The organism is Escherichia sp. E1130, from assembly GCF_005781065.1.
Classification (GTDB): Bacteria; Pseudomonadota; Gammaproteobacteria; order Enterobacterales; family Enterobacteriaceae; genus Escherichia.
The window spans coordinates 94,115-110,684 of record NZ_VATL01000004.1; the positions used below are offsets into that span (position 1 = coordinate 94,115).

14 protein-coding genes are annotated in these 16,570 nt (G+C 51.9%); 8 read left to right on the forward strand and 6 right to left on the reverse strand.

Going from position 1 to position 16,570, the window contains the following annotated elements:
- Positions 1–293: 293 nt before the first annotated feature.
- The 3 genes from aceF to pdhR all read right to left on the reverse strand — a co-directional run bounded on the left by aceF (position 294) and on the right by pdhR (position 5,789).
- Positions 294–2,186, reverse strand: a complete 1,893-nt coding sequence (gene aceF / locus FEK66_RS03265; protein WP_135493463.1) for a pyruvate dehydrogenase complex dihydrolipoyllysine-residue acetyltransferase — start codon at positions 2,184–2,186, stop codon at positions 294–296.
- Positions 2,187–2,200: 14 nt separating this feature from the next.
- Complete coding sequence (gene aceE / locus FEK66_RS03270) at positions 2,201–4,864, reverse strand: pyruvate dehydrogenase (acetyl-transferring), homodimeric type (RefSeq protein ID WP_130204947.1); 2,664 nt, start codon at positions 4,862–4,864, stop codon at positions 2,201–2,203.
- A 160-nt stretch (positions 4,865–5,024) separates the two neighbouring features.
- On the reverse strand, positions 5,025–5,789 hold the full coding sequence (gene pdhR / locus FEK66_RS03275; RefSeq protein ID WP_000331776.1) for a pyruvate dehydrogenase complex transcriptional repressor PdhR: 765 nt from the start codon (positions 5,787–5,789) through the stop codon (positions 5,025–5,027).
- A 540-nt stretch (positions 5,790–6,329) separates the two neighbouring features.
- Between pdhR and aroP the strand changes: the two genes are divergently transcribed.
- Positions 6,330–7,703, forward strand: a complete 1,374-nt coding sequence (aroP, locus tag FEK66_RS03280; RefSeq protein ID WP_165383261.1) for an aromatic amino acid transporter AroP — start codon at positions 6,330–6,332, stop codon at positions 7,701–7,703.
- Positions 7,704–7,745: 42 nt separating this feature from the next.
- Here the strand turns inward: aroP and ampE are convergent, their stop codons facing one another.
- Entirely contained in the window at positions 7,746–8,600 is an 855-nt protein-coding gene (gene ampE / locus FEK66_RS03285; RefSeq protein ID WP_135493462.1) for a beta-lactamase regulator AmpE, read from the reverse strand.
- On the reverse strand, positions 8,597–9,148 hold the full coding sequence (ampD, locus tag FEK66_RS03290) for a 1,6-anhydro-N-acetylmuramyl-L-alanine amidase AmpD (RefSeq protein WP_130204944.1): 552 nt from the start codon (positions 9,146–9,148) through the stop codon (positions 8,597–8,599). Before ampD ends, ampE begins: the two co-directional genes overlap by 4 nt.
- 87 nt (positions 9,149–9,235) lie before the next feature.
- Here ampD and nadC point away from each other — a divergent pair, with 87 nt between their 5' ends.
- The 4 genes from nadC to hofC all read left to right on the forward strand — a co-directional run bounded on the left by nadC (position 9,236) and on the right by hofC (position 13,359).
- A complete protein-coding gene (nadC, locus tag FEK66_RS03295; RefSeq protein WP_130204942.1) occupies positions 9,236–10,129 on the forward strand; it encodes a carboxylating nicotinate-nucleotide diphosphorylase in 894 nt (297 codons plus the stop codon).
- Between the two features lie 202 nt (positions 10,130–10,331).
- A complete protein-coding gene (ppdD, locus tag FEK66_RS03300) occupies positions 10,332–10,772 on the forward strand; it encodes a prepilin peptidase-dependent pilin (RefSeq protein ID WP_130204940.1) in 441 nt (146 codons plus the stop codon).
- Positions 10,773–10,781: 9 nt separating this feature from the next.
- Positions 10,782–12,167: a type II secretion system protein GspE gene (gene gspE, locus FEK66_RS03305; protein ID WP_135493461.1), complete on the forward strand. Its 1,386-nt coding sequence runs from the start codon at positions 10,782–10,784 to the stop codon at positions 12,165–12,167.
- The gene (gene hofC / locus FEK66_RS03310) at positions 12,157–13,359 is read left to right on the forward strand and encodes a protein transport protein HofC (RefSeq protein WP_135493460.1); all 1,203 of its coding nucleotides are present in this window, start codon (positions 12,157–12,159) and stop codon (positions 13,357–13,359) included. The genes gspE and hofC overlap by 11 nt, the downstream gene beginning before the upstream one ends.
- Before the next feature lie 34 nt (positions 13,360–13,393).
- Here the strand turns inward: hofC and guaC are convergent, their stop codons facing one another.
- Positions 13,394–14,437 (reverse strand): GMP reductase, encoded by a 1,044-nt coding sequence (guaC, locus tag FEK66_RS03315; protein WP_130204936.1) that lies wholly within the window; start codon positions 14,435–14,437, stop codon positions 13,394–13,396.
- A gap of 224 nt (positions 14,438–14,661) precedes the next feature.
- On the opposite strand from guaC, the gene coaE reads away from it, so the two are divergent.
- From coaE to yacG, 3 genes are read left to right on the forward strand one after another with little or no spacing between them, the layout of a single operon-like run.
- On the forward strand, positions 14,662–15,282 hold the full coding sequence (gene coaE, locus FEK66_RS03320; protein ID WP_130221628.1) for a dephospho-CoA kinase: 621 nt from the start codon (positions 14,662–14,664) through the stop codon (positions 15,280–15,282).
- Positions 15,282–16,025 (forward strand): cell division protein ZapD, encoded by a 744-nt coding sequence (gene zapD, locus FEK66_RS03325; RefSeq protein WP_135493459.1) that lies wholly within the window; start codon positions 15,282–15,284, stop codon positions 16,023–16,025. The genes coaE and zapD overlap by 1 nt, the downstream gene beginning before the upstream one ends.
- A gap of 9 nt (positions 16,026–16,034) precedes the next feature.
- The gene (gene yacG / locus FEK66_RS03330; RefSeq protein WP_000005046.1) at positions 16,035–16,232 is read left to right on the forward strand and encodes a DNA gyrase inhibitor YacG; all 198 of its coding nucleotides are present in this window, start codon (positions 16,035–16,037) and stop codon (positions 16,230–16,232) included.
- Positions 16,233–16,570: the final 338 nt, after the last annotated feature.

A 16,570-nucleotide genomic window follows, 5' to 3' on the forward strand; every position in this document is an offset into this window, starting at 1 on the left:
ATACCCGTCGTCTTTCAGGCCGCAGCGGCGTTAGCTTCACGCCCTCACCCCAGTCACTTACTTATGTAAGCTCCTGGGGATTCTGGCGCTTGCTACCTTGCTGCACCCAGAAATCCATAGGGTATGTGAAGTAATACCCTAACCACCACCGGGTCGTTCTATCCGTCGGTATTTTACAAAATTGTTAACAATTTTTAAACAACAAACGGCAACCGATTTGTCTATTCGCTAATAATCTCAATACATTCATGAGATTACCAGAAAAAAGCCGGCCGTTGGGCCGGCTCTTTTATTTACATCACCAGACGGCGAATATCAGACAGCGTGTTGTTAATGATGGTAATGAAACGGGCACCATCAGCACCGTCGATCACGCGGTGGTCGAAGGAGAGAGAAATCGGCAGCATCAGACGCGGCACGAACTCTTTACCATTCCACACCGGCTCCATCGCGGACTTGGAAACGCCGAGGATAGCCACTTCCGGCGCATTCACAATCGGCGCGAAGTGGGTAGTACCCAGGCCGCCGATGCTGGAGATGGTAAAGCAACCGCCCTGCATTTCGCCCGCAGTCAGCTTACCGTCACGCGCTTTCTTAGAAATAGTCATCAGCTCGCGAGACAGCTCGATGATGCCTTTCTTGTTGACGTCTTTGAATACCGGAACAACCAGACCGTTCGGGGTATCCACCGCCACACCGATGTTGATGTATTTCTTCAGGGTCAGACGCTGACCGTCTTCCGACAGCGAACTGTTGAAGCGAGGCATCTGCTCAAGAGCTGCAGCAACGGCTTTCATGATGAAGACAACTGGGGTTATCTTCACATCCAGCTTACGTTTCGCTGCTTCTTCGTTCTGCTGTTTACGGAACGCTTCCAGCTCGGTGATATCAGTTTTGTCGAAGTGGGTAACGTGCGGGATCATCACCCAGTTACGGCTCAGGTTAGCACCAGAGATTTTCTGGATGCGGCCCAGTTCCACTTCTTCGATTTCACCAAACTTGCTGAAGTCCACCTTCGGCCACGGCAACATGCCAGGGATACCGCCGCCAGTCGCTGCCGGAGCCGCTTCTGCACGTTTGATAGCTTCTTTCACGTAAGCCTGAACGTCTTCGCGCAGAATACGACCTTTACGGCCAGTGCCCTTCACTTTCGCCAGGTTAACGCCGAATTCGCGTGCCAGACGGCGGATCAGCGGAGTCGCGTGAACGTAAGCGTCGTTTTCAGCAAATTCAGATTTGCCTTCGGCTTTCGCAGCCGGTGCTGCTGCCGGGGCTTCAGCTTTTGCTGCCGGAGCCGGCGCTGCCGCTTCCTGTTTCGCTGGAGCTGCCGCAGGCGCTGCGCCTTCAACTTCGAAGATCATAATCAGCGAACCAGTTTTCACTTTATCGCCAACGTTGACTTTCAGTTCCTTCACGACGCCAGCAAACGGAGCCGGAACTTCCATAGAAGCTTTGTCGCCTTCTACGGTGATCAGTGACTGTTCAGCGACAACTTTGTCGCCCACTTTCACCATCACTTCGGTCACTTCAACTTCGTCACCGCCGATATCCGGAACGTTAACTTCTTTCACGCCAGCTGCAGCCGCTGGTGCTGCTGCCGGAGCCGCTTCCTGTTTAGCTGCTGGAGCTGCCGCGCCTGCTGCACCCGCGACTTCGAAGACCATAATCAGCGAGCCGGTAGACACTTTGTCACCCACGTTCACTTTGATCTCTTTCACGGTGCCAGCAAACGGAGCCGGAACTTCCATAGAAGCTTTGTCGCCTTCTACGGTGATCAGCGACTGCTCAGCTTCAACTTTGTCGCCCACTTTCACCAGGATTTCGGTCACTTCAACTTCGTCGCTGCCGATATCCGGAACGTTAACGTCTTTTGCTGCCGCAGCCGCGGGTACTGCTGCCGGAGCTGCTTCTTTCTTCTCTTCTGCCTGAGCAGGTGCAGCGTCTGCTGCACCGTCGGCGGAATCGAAAATCATAATCAGTGCGCCGGTCTGGGTTTTATCGCCAACAGAGACTTTGATCTCTTTAACGATACCCGCCTGCGGAGACGGAACTTCCATAGAGGCTTTGTCGCCTTCTACGGTGATCAGCGACTGTTCGGCTTCAACTTTGTCGCCCACTTTGACCAGGATCTCGGTGATTTCAACTTCATCAGCCCCGATGTCCGGTACTTTGATTTCGATAGCCATTATTCTTTTACCTCTTACGCCAGACGCGGGTTAACTTTATCTGCATCGATGTTGAATTTGGCGATTGCGTCAGCAACCACTTTCTTATCGATTTCGCCACGTTTAGCCAGTTCGCCCAGCGCCGCTACAACCACGTAGGAAGCATCAACTTCGAAGTGGTGACGCAGGTTCTCACGGCTGTCGGAACGACCGAAGCCATCAGTACCCAGTACGCGGTAGTCGTCAGCCGGTACGTAAGTACGGACCTGCTCAGCGAACAGTTTCATATAGTCGGTAGATGCCACTGCCGGAGCGTCGTTCATCACCTGAGCGATATACGGAACGCGCGGAGTTTCCAGCGGGTGCAGCATGTTCCAGCGCTCACAATCCTGACCATCACGCGCCAGTTCAGTGAAGGACGTTACGCTATAAACGTCAGAACCTACGCCGTACTCTTTCGCCAGGATCTGTGCTGCTTCACGGACGTGACGCAGGATAGAACCGGAGCCCAGCAGCTGAACTTTACCTTTGCTACCTTCAATGGTTTCGAGTTTGTAGATACCTTTACGGATACCTTCCTCAGCACCTTCCGGCATTGCCGGCATATGGTAGTTTTCGTTCAGCGTGGTGATGTAGTAGTAAACGTTCTCTTGTTTTTCACCGTACATACGCTCCAGACCGTCATGCATGATGACAGCAACTTCGTAAGCGTAAGCCGGGTCGTAAGAGATACAGTTCGGGATAGTCAGCGACTGAATGTGGCTGTGACCATCTTCGTGCTGCAGACCTTCGCCGTTCAGGGTGGTACGACCGGAAGTACCGCCGATCAGGAAGCCACGCGCTTGCTGGTCGCCAGCCGCCCAGCACAGATCGCCGATACGCTGGAAGCCGAACATCGAGTAATAGATGTAGAACGGAATCATCGGCAGATTGTTGGTGCTGTAAGAGGTCGCCGCTGCCAGCCAGGAACAACCTGCGCCCAGCTCGTTGATCCCTTCCTGCAGAATCTGACCTTTCTCGTCTTCTTTATAGTAAGCAACCTGCTCGCGGTCCTGCGGGGTGTACTGCTGACCGTTCGGGCTGTAAATACCAATCTGACGGAACAGACCTTCCATACCGAAAGTACGCGCTTCGTCGGCGATGATCGGCACAAGCCTGTCTTTGATCGACTTGTTCTTCAGCATCACGTTCAGGGCGCGAACGAAAGCGATAGTGGTAGAGATCTCTTTGCTCTGCTCTTCCAGCAGCGCACCGAAGTCTTGCAGGCTCGGCAGCTCCAGCTTCTCGGTGAAGTTCGGCTGACGGCTTGGCAGATAACCGTGCAGCTTCTGACGCTGAGCGTGCAGATAGGTATGCTCTTCAGAACCTTCCGGGAAGGTGATGTACGGCAGTTTTTCGATATCTGCATCAGACACCGGCACATTGAAACGGTCGCGAATGTGACGCACGCCGTCCATGTTCATTTTCTTAACCTGGTGCGCGATGTTTTTACCTTCAGCCGCATCGCCCATGCCGTAACCTTTAATGGTATGAGCAAGGATTACTGTCGCTTTGCCTTTGGTTTCCTGCGCTTTCTTGAATGCAGCGTAGATTTTCTTCGGATCGTGACCACCACGGTTCAGCGCCCAGATCTGCTCGTCAGTCCAGTCTGCAACCAGGGCTGCGGTTTCAGGATATTTACCGAAGAAGTGTTCACGAACGTACGCGCCATCTTTCGATTTGAAGGTCTGGTAGTCGCCGTCAACGGTTTCGTTCATCAGCTGGATCAGTTTACCGCTGGTATCTTTACGCAGCAGTTCATCCCAACGGCTACCCCACATCACTTTGATCACGTTCCAGCCAGCACCTTCGAAGATGCCTTCCAGTTCGTTGATGATCTTGCCGTTACCGGTGACCGGGCCGTCAAGACGCTGCAGGTTACAGTTGATAACGAAGACCAGGTTATCCAGTTTTTCACGGGTAGCGATGGTGATCGCACCTTTGGATTCCGGTTCGTCCATTTCACCGTCGCCGAGGAACGCGTAAACGGTCTGTTTAGAGGTATCTTTCAGGCCACGGTGTTCCAGATATTTCAGGAATTTAGCCTGGTAAATAGCACCAATCGGACCCAGACCCATAGATACGGTCGGGAACTGCCAGAATTCCGGCATCAGTTTCGGGTGCGGATAGGAAGAGAGGCCATTGCCGTGAACTTCCTGACGGAAGTTATCCAGCTGCTCTTGAGTCAGACGACCTTCCAGGAAAGCACGTGCGTAAACGCCCGGGGAGATGTGGCCCTGGAAGTAAACCAGGTCGCCGCCATCCTGCTCGTTACGTGCACGGAAGAAGTGGTTAAAGCACACATCATAAATGGTTGCGGAAGACTGGAAGGACGCCATGTGGCCGCCCAGTTCGAGGTCTTTTTTCGACGCACGCAGAACCGTCATGATGGCGTTCCAGCGGATAGCTGAACGAATACGGCGTTCCAGTTCCAGATTACCCGGATACTCCGGTTGTTCTTCAACGGGGATGGTGTTGATGTAGTTGCTGATACCGGTGCCTGCGGCTACGTTGACTCCGCCTTTGCGGGCTTCAGCAAGCAGTTGGTCGATCAGATACTGAGCACGCTCAACACCTTCTTCACGGATGACCGATTCGATCGCCTGGAGCCAGTCGCGAGTTTCGATCGGATCCACGTCATTTGGGAAACGTTCTGACATGGGTTATTCCTTATCTATCTAATAACGTTGAGTTTTCTGGAACCTGTCCCATTGAACTCTCGCCGGAAAGCCCAATAAGACAGGTTCTACGTTTAGTTGCCGCGCTTTTATATGCGCTTGATTTACAACATCTTCTGGATAATTTTTACCAGAAAAATCACTAATTCTTTCGTTGCTCCAGACGACGCAGAGAACGCTCACGGCGACTCTCTTCACGGCTTCTGTCGAGCAAAATTTCTTCGATAAAGGCCAGATGGCGATGCGATGCTTCGCGCGCTTCTTCCGGCTTACCGGCCATAATCGCTTCGAATATGCGGGTGCGGTGACTACTCACCAGCGGCAGCATCTCGCGACGCGAATAGAGCAATTCGAAGTTCTGACGGACATTCTGGGCCAACATCGGCTCCATACACCTTAGCAGATGAAGCAAAACCACATTGTGGGCCGCTTCGGTGACGGCAATCTGATACTGGAGTACGGCGTTTGATTCCGCGTCCAGATCGCCAGACTGCTGCGCCAGTTCTATGGCGTGGTGGAGTTCACGGATGCGTTCCTTGTCTTCATCGGTACTACGCAGCGCGGCGTAATAAGCGGCGATACCTTCCAGGGCGTGTCGTGTTTCGAGCAAGTCATACTGTGATTCAGGATGGTCGGAGAGCAGCTCCACCAGCGGATCGCTGAAGCTTTGCCAAAGGCTGCTCTGAACAAACGTGCCGCCACCCTGGCGACGAAGCAACAAGCCCTTCGCTTCGAGACGTTGAATCGCCTCACGCAATGAGGGACGGGATACATCGAACTGTTTTGCCAGTTCGCGTTCCGGTGGGAGTTTTTCGCCCGGGCGGAGAGTGCCTTCGAGGATCAAAAACTCCAGTTGCTGCTCAATCACATCGGAGAGTTTTGGTTGGCGGATTTTGCTGTAGGCCATGAGTTCCTGTCTTAAGCCACTTGCCGAAGTCAATTGGTCTTACCAATTTCATGTCTGTGACGCTAAAGTAACAAAGTATTCACCTTATGTCCATACAGGTTTTGATTGAAATCATGAAACTGTGCACATTTTAACAACTTGACATATATAACGTTTCAAAGTTGTAACTATGCACAAATGTAGACTTTACGTAGGAAAGTGATTTTTTAACGATTATTAAACTATAAAAATCCGAATTGAACCGATTCACTTACCAATTTTTCGATTTTTAATTCAATTAAAATGAATTTATATTCATTTTATATATTGAGCGGATTCGAGGCTGATCTTTACAAACGGTTCCTTTTTAAGCAACTCATCTTCAACCATGCATAAAGCGGGTGCATTCGCTGCCGCATACCATTATTCTTGATCTGACGGAAGTCTTTTTGTAACAATTCAAACGTCTTTAATGTAAACAAATTAATACAACAAACGGAATTGCAAACTTACACACGCATCATTGCGTAGATCAAAAAAACAATCACCGCACGAGGTTTCATGATGGAAGGTCAACAGCACGGCGAGCAGCTAAAGCGCGGCCTTAAAAACCGCCATATTCAGCTTATCGCGCTGGGTGGCGCGATAGGGACAGGGCTATTCCTGGGTAGCGCCTCCGTAATTCAGTCCGCAGGACCAGGGATTATCCTGGGTTATGCCATTGCTGGTTTTATCGCCTTTCTGATCATGCGTCAGCTGGGTGAAATGGTGGTCGAAGAACCTGTCGCAGGCTCCTTTAGCCACTTTGCTTATAAATACTGGGGCAGCTTTGCCGGATTCGCTTCTGGCTGGAACTATTGGGTACTGTACGTTTTAGTTGCCATGGCAGAACTTACGGCTGTCGGCAAATACATTCAGTTCTGGTATCCGGAAATCCCCACCTGGGCTTCTGCCGCCGTGTTCTTTGTGGTGATCAACGCCATCAACCTGACCAACGTAAAAGTGTTTGGCGAGATGGAGTTCTGGTTTGCCATTATCAAAGTTATCGCGGTGGTAGCGATGATCATCTTCGGCGGCTGGCTGCTGTTCAGCGGCAACGGCGGCCCGCAGGCGACCGTTAGCAACCTGTGGGCTCAAGGTGGCTTCCTGCCGCACGGCTTCACCGGGCTGGTGATGATGATGGCGATTATCATGTTCTCGTTCGGTGGTCTGGAACTGGTGGGGATCACCGCTGCAGAAGCTGATAACCCGGAGCAAAGCATCCCGAAAGCAACTAATCAGGTTATCTACCGCATCCTGATTTTCTACATTGGTTCGTTAGCCGTTCTGCTCTCACTGATGCCGTGGACACGCGTTACCGCTGACACCAGCCCGTTTGTGCTGATCTTCCACGAGTTAGGCGATACCTTTGTGGCAAATGCGCTGAACATCGTGGTACTGACGGCTGCGCTCTCCGTGTACAACAGCTGCGTATATTGCAACAGCCGTATGCTGTTCGGTCTGGCACAACAGGGTAACGCACCGAAAATGCTCGCTTCCGTCGATAAACGCGGCGTACCAGTAAATACCATTCTGGTATCTGCGCTGGTTACGGCATTGTGCGTACTGATTAACTACCTTGCCCCAGAGTCCGCTTTCGGACTGTTAATGGCGCTGGTGGTTTCTGCACTGGTTATTAACTGGGCGATGATTAGCCTGGCACATATGAAGTTCCGTCGCGCTAAGCAAGAACAAGGTGTGGTAACTCGTTTCCCTGCCCTGCTCTATCCGCTGGGTAACTGGATCTGCCTGCTGTTTATGGCGGCGGTACTGGTGATAATGCTGATGACGCCGGGGATGGCGATTTCGGTTTACCTGATCCCGGTATGGCTGGTTGTGTTAGGTATCGGTTATCTGTTCAAAGAGAAAACCGCAAAAGCCGTAAAAGCACATTAATCTCTCTACGCCCTCACCCGTTCTGGGTGAGGGCAGCAATATTTACACCAATGTCCCGTAAATCGTCAGTAGCGCAATCACCACCACAACCACGAACGAGGTTTTCTTCGCCATTGAAACCGCTGCTTTCGGTGTCTCAACCTTATCGACATGCGGTTCACGCGCCAGTGAGAACTGTGCCAGACGCGTTAATACCTGGTATTGCGATGTATGGAAATCGGTCAGTGAAGCAAACCAGGCTGGTAACGCTTTCTCACCGTGACCAATCAAGGCATAAACTACGCCCACAAGGCGAACTGGCACCCAATCCACTACATGAAGCACGGCATCAACCCCCGACTGTAAGCGATGATGCGGCGTCTGGTAGCGCGCCAGCCAGTATTGCCATGCACGCAAGAATGCATAGCCCATCAGGGTAACGGGTCCCCAGATACCGCCTACAATTAGCCAGAACAGTGGCGCAAGGTAAAAACGAAAGTTAATCCACAACAGGGCATTTTGCAGTTCACGCAAAAACTCACGCTCATCGCAGCCTGCGGGGACGCCATGAATCATGGTTAACTCGCCAGCCATCGTGGAACGGGCATGGCTGTCGTTACGAGAAGCTGCGGTCAGATAAGCATGATAATGGAGACGAACTTTTCCTGCGCCAATACACAACAAACCAATCAACAGCCACACCACCAGCGTCGGGACGTTGAACAATAACCCATGCAACGCGCGCAACAGTAAAAAGGTCGCCCCCATCGCGATAATGGTCATCCCTAATGTGCGCCCCAGCGAAAAATGTTTCACCCGACGGAAAAACGCCTCGAGGCGGTGATCAAGCTGCCAGTGCTCGCCCAACTTAAACAGGCGCTCGAAAATTAACACCAGTAAGGTTGTAAACAGCGTCATGTTGTCTCCTTGCTGACCAGGGCGCGAAACCGTGCCCAATCAAAGGCAGGGCCGGGATCGGTTTTACGCTCCGGCGCAATATCACAATGGCCCGTCATATTATTGGCAATGGCTGGATAGCGATGAATCAATGCCCGCGTGACCGCCGCCAATTGCTGATACTGCGCATCGGTATACGCCAGCGTATCAGTGCCTTCCAGCTCAATCCCAATAGAGAAATCATTACAGCGTTCGCGCCCCTGATACACGGAAACACCCGCATGCCAGGCGCGTTTATCGAAAGGAACATACTGGACAATTTCACCATCACGGCGAATCAAACAGTGAGCGGAGACGCGTAAATGGGCAATCTCTGCAAAGAAGGGATGAGCCTGCGGATCAATAGTTCCGGTGAATAATGCATCAATCCACGGACCGCCAAACTCGCCTGGCGGCAGGCTAATATTGTGCACCACCAGCAAGGTGGGAGTTTCGTCATCCGGGCGACAATCGTAATGTGGTGAGGGAACGCGGCGCGCGCCGACCAGCCACCCCTGTTCTAACAACATGCAGGATCTCCTTATATGTGGTGCTAATACCCGGTTCAGAGTAGCATGTTTCTACCTTATGATTCGTTAGCTATCTGGAGTTTTAACATGCCGCCTCGCCGCTATAACCCTGACACCCGACGTGACGAGCTGCTGGAACGCATTAATCTCGATATCCCCGGCGCGGTGGCTCAGGCGCTGCGAGAAGATTTAGGCGGAACAGTCGATGCCAACAACGACATTACGGCAAAACTTTTACCGGAAAATTCACGCTCTCATGCCACGGTGATCACCCGCGAAGAAGGCGTATTTTGTGGTAAACGCTGGGTTGAAGAAGTGTTTATTCAACTGGCAGGCGACGATGTCACCATTACCTGGCATGTGGATGACGGTGATGTCATTAACGCCAATCAACTCCTTTTCGAACTCGAAGGCCCATCTCGCGTGCTGTTAACCGGCGAACGTACTGCGCTTAATTTTGTACAAACTCTTTCTGGCGTAGCCAGTAAGGTTCGCCACTATGTTGAGTTACTGGAAGGCACCGATACGCAGTTGCTGGATACGCGAAAAACCTTACCCGGCCTGCGTTCTGCCCTGAAATACGCGGTACTTTGCGGCGGCGGGGCTAACCATCGTCTGGGGCTTTCTGACGCCTTCCTGATCAAAGAAAACCATATTATTGCCTCCGGCTCAGTGCGCCAGGCGGTCGAAAAAGCGTCTTGGCTGCACCCGGATGCGCCAGTAGAAGTTGAAGTCGAGAATCTGGAAGAACTTGATGAAGCACTGAAAGCAGGTGCCGATATCATCATGCTGGATAACTTCGACACAGAACAGATGCGCAAAGCCGTTAAACGCACCAACGGCAAGGCGCTGCTGGAAGTGTCTGGCAACGTCACCGACAAAACGCTACGCGAGTTTGCTGAAACGGGCGTGGACTTTATCTCCGTCGGTGCGCTAACTAAACACGTACAGGCACTCGATCTTTCAATGCGTTTTCGCTAATTGCTGACAGATTTATCCGCTCCATCGCGGGCGGATAATCTCCCCTTCCCCAACTTTCTTCGTAACGCCTCGCAAATTTCTTGTCTTTCGCTGCAACGTAATAAAAAACCTCGGAAGCCGCCTTCCCGTTTCGTTTTTTGCCCCTCGCCTGTGCTGATGGCGTTTGCCAAAGTAGCGCCAACCAAATCAAGGAGCGAAACAGATGGACAAGCAACGCGGTTTTACACTTATCGAACTGATGGTGGTTATTGGCATCATTGCCATTTTAAGCGCCATTGGTATTCCCGCTTATCAAAACTACCTGCGCAAAGCCGCACTTACCGACATGCTACAAACCTTTGTGCCTTACCGTACCGCCGTAGAATTGTGCGCGCTGGAACATGGCGGACTGGACACCTGCGACGGCGGCAGCAATGGCATCCCCTCGCCTACCACCACCCGCTATGTTTCAGCCATGAGTGTGGCAAAGGGCGTGGTGTCGCTGACCGGGCAAGAGAGTCTCAATGGGCTAAGCATCGTTATGACACCCGGTTGGGATAACGCTAATGGTGTCACCGGCTGGACGCGCAACTGCAATATTCAAAGTGACAGCGCATTGCAGCAAGCCTGCGAAGATGTCTTCCGCTTTGATGACGCCAACTAAGGAGCGGCGATGAATATTTCACAGCTCACCGCCCTGTGTTTGCGTTACCAGGGGGTCTTACTGGATGCCAGCGAAGAAGTGGTTCATATTGCGGTGGTCGATGCCCCCTCACATGAGTTGCTGGACGCATTGCATTTCGCTACCACCAAACGTATTGAGCTCACCTGCTGGACGCGCCAACAGATGGAAGGTCACGCCAGTCGCACACAACAGACATTGCCCGTAGCCGTTCAGGAGAAACATCAGCCTAAAGCAGAATTGCTGGCTCATACGTTGCAATCTGCACTGGAACAACGCGCGTCAGATATTCATATCGAACCAGCGGACAATAGCTATCGTATCCGCTTGCGTATCGACGGCGTGCTGCATCCTTTACCTGATGTTTCACTGGATGCCGGAGTCGCTTTAACCGCCAGGTTAAAAGTGCTGGGAAGCCTGGATATTGCGGAACATCGCCTGCCGCAGGACGGGCAATTCACTGTCGAACTGGCCGGGAACGCCGTCTCATTTCGTATTGCTACCTTGCCATGTCGCGGCGGTGAAAAGGTGGTATTACGGTTGTTACAGCAGGTGGACCAGGCGCTTGATGTCAACACGCTAGGGATGCAACCGTCACAACTGACGGACTTTACCCACGCCTTGCAGCAACCACAGGGACTGGTGCTGGTAACTGGCCCTACCGGCAGCGGCAAAACAGTCACGCTGTATAGCGCACTGCAAACGCTGAATACCGCCGATATTAATATTTGCAGCGTGGAAGATCCGGTTGAGATCCCCATCGCCGGGCTAAACCAGACACAAATACATCCGCGTGCCGGACTCACCTTTCAGGGCGTTTTGCGTGCGTTATTGCGCCAGGATCCTGACGTCATCATGATCGGAGAGATCCGCGATGGCGAAACGGCAGAAATTGCCATTAAAGCCGCGCAAACGGGTCATCTGGTATTGTCCACGCTACACACCAACTCCACCTGTGAAACGCTGGTGCGTTTACAGCAAATGGGCGTTGCTCGCTGGATGCTCTCGTCGGCCCTCACTCTGGTAATAGCCCAGCGCCTGGTACGTAAACTTTGTCCGCATTGCCGCCAGCAGCAAGGGGAACCGATCCGCCTTCCGGACAATGTATGGTCATCTCCGCTGTCCCGCTGGCAGGCACCGGGTTGTGAACATTGCTACCACGGTTTTTATGGTCGTACCGCCTTGTTTGAAGTCCTGCCCATTACACCAGCCATACGCCAGCTTATTTCCTCTAATATTGAAGTTGAATCGCTGGAAACGCACGCCAGGCGGACAGGTATGCGCACACTTTTTGAAAACGGCTGCCTGGCCGTTGAACAAGGCTTAACCACCTTTGAAGAGTTAATCCGCGTGCTGGGGATGCCACATGGCGAATAAGCAACTCTGGCGATGGCATGGCATAACCGGCGACGGCAATGAGCAAGATGGGATGCAATGGTCAGAGAGCCGTGCTTTGCTACTTTTGGCTCTACAGCAGCAAAGGGTTACCCCACTAAGCCTGAAGCGAATCGCCATCAATTCTGCGCATTGGCGAGGAGATAAAAGCACGGAAGTCATTCATCAACTGGCGACGCTACTTAAAGCCGGGTTAACGCTTTCTGAAGGGCTGGCACTGCTGGCTGAACAGCATCCAAGTAAGCAATGGCAGGCATTGTTGCAATCGCTGGCGCACGATCTCGAACAGGGCGTGGCCTTTTCCAGTGCCTTATTACCCTGGTCAGAGGTATTTCCGCCGCTCTATCAGGCGATGATCCGCACGGGGGAAGTGACCGGTAAGCTGGATGAATGCTGCTTTGAACTGGCGCGTCAACAAAAAGCCCAGCGCCAGTTGGCCGACAAAGTGAAATCAGCGTTGCGTTATCCCATCATCATTTTAGCGATGGCAATCATGGTGGTTGTGGCAATGCTGCATTTTGTTCTGCCGGAGTTTGCCGCTATCTATAAAACCTTTAACACCCCACTACCGGCACTAACGCAGGGGATCATGACGCTGGCAGACTTTAGTGGCAAATGGGGCTGGCTGCTGATAGTGCTCGGCTTTCTGCTGGCGATAGCTAACAAACTGCTGATGCGTCGCCCTACCTGGCTTATTGCGCAGCAGAAATGGTTATTACGCATCCCAATAATGGGAGCCCTGATGCGGGGACAAAAACTCACGCAGATCTTTACGATTCTGGCGCTGACACAAAGTGCAGGGATTACTTTTTTGCAGGGAGTGGAGAGCGTCAGGGAGACGATGCGCTGCCAGTACTGGGCGCAACTTCTGACACAAATTCAGCATGATATCAGTAACGGTCACCCCATCTGGCTGGCGCTAAAAAATACGGGGGAGTTTAGCCCGCTCTGTTTGCAGTTAGTGAGGACAGGAGAGACATCCGGGTCGCTGGATCTCATGCTGGAGAATCTTGCCCATCATCATCGGGATAACACGCTGGCGCTGGCAGATAACCTTGCCGCCTTACTGGAACCGGCGTTGCTGGTCATTACTGGAGGAATTATCGGTACGTTGGTGGTGGCAATGTATCTGCCAATTTTCCATCTGGGCGATGCGATGAGTGGGGTGGGATAATGCTGGCGTGTTGCTCCACGCCAGCATTGGGAGATTACAGATTATTGAAGATGCGGTTTTCTTGTTCCAGTACGCGGATAAACGTGGTGCGTTTGGTCAGCTCTTTCAGGCGTGAAGCCCCAACGTAAGTGCAGGCTGAACGCAGACCGCCTAAAATATCACGCGCGGTATTTTCAACCGGGCCTCGCAGCGGCAGCTTAACGGTTTTACCTTCTGCAGCGCGATATTCCGCAACGCCGCCAACGTGACGTTTCATCGCAGACTCTGAGCTCATACCGTAGAACAGCATAAATTTCTCGCCGTTCTCTTCAACAATACGGCCGCCGCTCTCTTCGTGACCAGCCAGCATTCCGCCAAGCATTACGAAATCGGCACCGCCACCAAAAGCTTTAGCCACATCGCCCGGTGTGGTACAGCCGCCATCGCTGACGATCATCCCGCCCAGACCGTGCGCGGCATCGGCGCATTCGATCACCGCAGAAAGCTGCGGATAACCGACGCCCGTTTTCACGCGAGTTGTACAAACAGAGCCAGGACCAATGCCAACTTTAACGATATCGGCACCGGAGAGGATAAGCTCCTCACACATTTCGCCAGTTACCACATTGCCTGCACAAATAGTTTTGGTCGGCCACGCTTCACGCGCCTTCGCCACAAACTGCACGAAGTGCTCAGAATATCCATTCGCAACATCAATACAAACGAAGTTTAATGCCGGGTTCAGGTCAAGAATTTGTTTAGTTTTTTCGAAATCGGCATCCGACGTGCCGGTAGAAACCATCACATGTTTCAGCACATCAGCAGAAGAATTGTTGATAAACGCTTGCCACTCTTCAACAGAGTAATGTTTATGTACAGCGGTCAAAATATCGAAAGAAGCCAGTGCCGTAGCCATACTAAAAGTGCCTACGGTGTCCATATTTGCGGCGATAATCGGCACGCCGGACCAGCTTTGACCTGAATGTTTGAAGGTGAATTGACGTTCCAGTTCAACATCGGAACGGCTTTTAAGGGTAGAGCGTTTAGGGCGGATGAGGACGTCTTTAAAACCTAACTTCAGATCTTCTTCGATACGCATGTGCAGATTCCTGGGGTTAATGGCTGTAAGGGTAAGAGCGCAACTCCAGTGACGCTATCATACGCACTAATCGATATGGCGCAAGACTGCGAAATTGTCTTTTTTTACGCTACAATCCCATAAATTTACCTGGTAAATAGTGGGCGAACGTTTCATCAATTTCGCTTTCGCGCGCTCTTTATTAACATTTTGATAATCATGATGAATTCCCAGGAATATATATTATGAGGTATACAGTTGCCTTAACAGGCGGCATTGGCAGTGGCAAGAGTACCGTTGCAAATGCATTTGCTGACCTCGGAATTAATGTCATTGATGCCGATATTATTGCACGTCAGGTGGTTGAACCGGGTACACCTGCACTGCGTGCCATTGCTGAACACTTTGGCGCGGATATGATTGCTGCTGATGGAACATTGCAACGTCGCGCCTTGCGCGAGCGGATCTTTGCCTATCCGGAAGAGAAAAACTGGCTTAATGCCCTGCTGCATCCTCTGATTCAGCAGGAGACGCAACGCCAGATCCAGCAAGCAACGTCACCTTATGTGTTATGGGTTGTGCCATTGCTGGTAGAAAACTCACTGTATAAAAAAGCGAATCGAGTGCTGGTGGTGGATGTCAGCCCAGAAACGCAGCTTAAGCGCACCATGCAGCGCGATGATGTTACTCGCGAGCATGTCGAACAAATTCTTGCTGCCCAGGCAACGCGCGAAGCCCGTCTTGCGGTGGCAGATGACGTCATTGATAATAACGGCACACCAGATGCTATTGCATCAGATGTTGCCCGCCTGCACGCACACTATTTGCAGCTCGCGTCGCAGTTTGTCTCACAGGAAAAAACTTAATGCAGACCCAGGTCCTTTTTGAACATCCACTAAATGAAAAAATGCGTACATGGCTGCGCATTGAGTTTTTAATTCAACAACTCACCGTAAATTTGCCTATTGCTGACTACGCTGGTGCTCTGCATTTCTTCCGTAATGTTAGTGAATTGCTGGATGTGTTCGAGCGTGGAGAAGTTCGTACCGAACTACTGAAAGAGCTGGAACGTCAACAGCGTAAACTCCAGACCTGGATTGGTGTGCCTGGCGTGGACCAGCCCCGTATTGAAGCATTAATTCAGCAGTTGAAGGCCGCAGGTAGCGTACTGATTTCCGCGCCGCGTATCGGGCAATTTCTGCGTGAAGACAGGATGATTGCCCTGGTGCGCCAGCGTCTGAGCATTCCCGGCGGTTGTTGCAGCTTTGATTTACCTACGTTGCATATCTGGTTGCATTTACCCCAGTCGCAGCGCGACAGTCAGGTCGAAACCTGGATTGCCAGCCTGAGCCCGCTGACACAGGCACTTACAATGGTGTTGGATTTGATTCGTCAGTCGGCACCGTTCCGCAAACTGACCAGTCTGAACGGTTTTTATCAGGATAACGGCGAAGACGCCGATTTGTTACGCCTGAATCTGGCACTCGATTCACAGCTTTACCCGCAAATATCCGGTCATAAGAGCCGTTTTGCCATTCGCTTTATGCCGCTGGACAGTGAAAATGGACAAGTACCGGAACGTCTGGATTTCGAACTGGCTTGTTGCTAAGGAGTAAAAATGTCAGAAACTATTACGGTGAATTGCCCCACCTGCGGGAAAACGGTGGTGTGGGGTGAAGTCAGCCCATTTCGGCCATTTTGTTCCAAACGCTGCCAGTTGATCGACCTCGGAGAATGGGCTGCTGAAGAAAAACGAATCCCCAGCAGTGGCGATCTTTCTGAGAGCGATGACTGGAGCGAAGAGCCAAAGCAGTGACATTTGTCCGATGCCGCACGTAGGCCTGATAAGACGTGCCAGCGTCGCATCAGGCATCTTGTGCAAATGTCGGATGCGGCGCAAACGCCTTATCCGACCTACAAAACCTGATTTATCAACGAGTTAACAAACCTCGTAGGCCTGATAAGACGCGCCAGCGCCGCATCAGGCATCGTGTGCAAATGTCGGATGCGGCGTAAACGCCTTACCCGACCTACAAAATCTAATTTATCAATGGGTTAATAAACCTCGTAGGCCTGATAAGACGCGCCAGCGCCGCATCAGGCATCTTATGTAAATGTCGGATGCGGCTTAAACGCCTTATCCGACCTACAAAA

Bases quoted from the DNA above. Each gene is read 5' to 3' on its own strand.
- aroP (WP_165383261.1), top strand. From the start codon at position 6,330: ATGATGGAAGGTCAACAGCACGGCGAGCAGCTAAAGCGCGGCCTTAAA.
- pdhR (WP_000331776.1), bottom strand. From the start codon at position 5,789: ATGGCCTACAGCAAAATCCGCCAACCAAAACTCTCCGATGTGATTGAG.
- hofC (WP_135493460.1), top strand. From the start codon at position 12,157: ATGGCGAATAAGCAACTCTGGCGATGGCATGGCATAACCGGCGACGGC.
- nadC (WP_130204942.1), top strand. From the start codon at position 9,236: ATGCCGCCTCGCCGCTATAACCCTGACACCCGACGTGACGAGCTGCTG.
- aceE (WP_130204947.1), bottom strand. From the start codon at position 4,864: ATGTCAGAACGTTTCCCAAATGACGTGGATCCGATCGAAACTCGCGAC.
- yacG (WP_000005046.1), top strand. From the start codon at position 16,035: ATGTCAGAAACTATTACGGTGAATTGCCCCACCTGCGGGAAAACGGTG.
- ampE (WP_135493462.1), bottom strand. From the start codon at position 8,600: ATGACGCTGTTTACAACCTTACTGGTGTTAATTTTCGAGCGCCTGTTT.
- coaE (WP_130221628.1), top strand. From the start codon at position 14,662: ATGAGGTATACAGTTGCCTTAACAGGCGGCATTGGCAGTGGCAAGAGT.
- gspE (WP_135493461.1), top strand. From the start codon at position 10,782: ATGAATATTTCACAGCTCACCGCCCTGTGTTTGCGTTACCAGGGGGTC.
- ppdD (WP_130204940.1), top strand. From the start codon at position 10,332: ATGGACAAGCAACGCGGTTTTACACTTATCGAACTGATGGTGGTTATT.
- ampD (WP_130204944.1), bottom strand. From the start codon at position 9,148: ATGTTGTTAGAACAGGGGTGGCTGGTCGGCGCGCGCCGCGTTCCCTCA.
- guaC (WP_130204936.1), bottom strand. From the start codon at position 14,437: ATGCGTATCGAAGAAGATCTGAAGTTAGGTTTTAAAGACGTCCTCATC.
- aceF (WP_135493463.1), bottom strand. From the start codon at position 2,186: ATGGCTATCGAAATCAAAGTACCGGACATCGGGGCTGATGAAGTTGAA.
- zapD (WP_135493459.1), top strand. From the start codon at position 15,282: ATGCAGACCCAGGTCCTTTTTGAACATCCACTAAATGAAAAAATGCGT.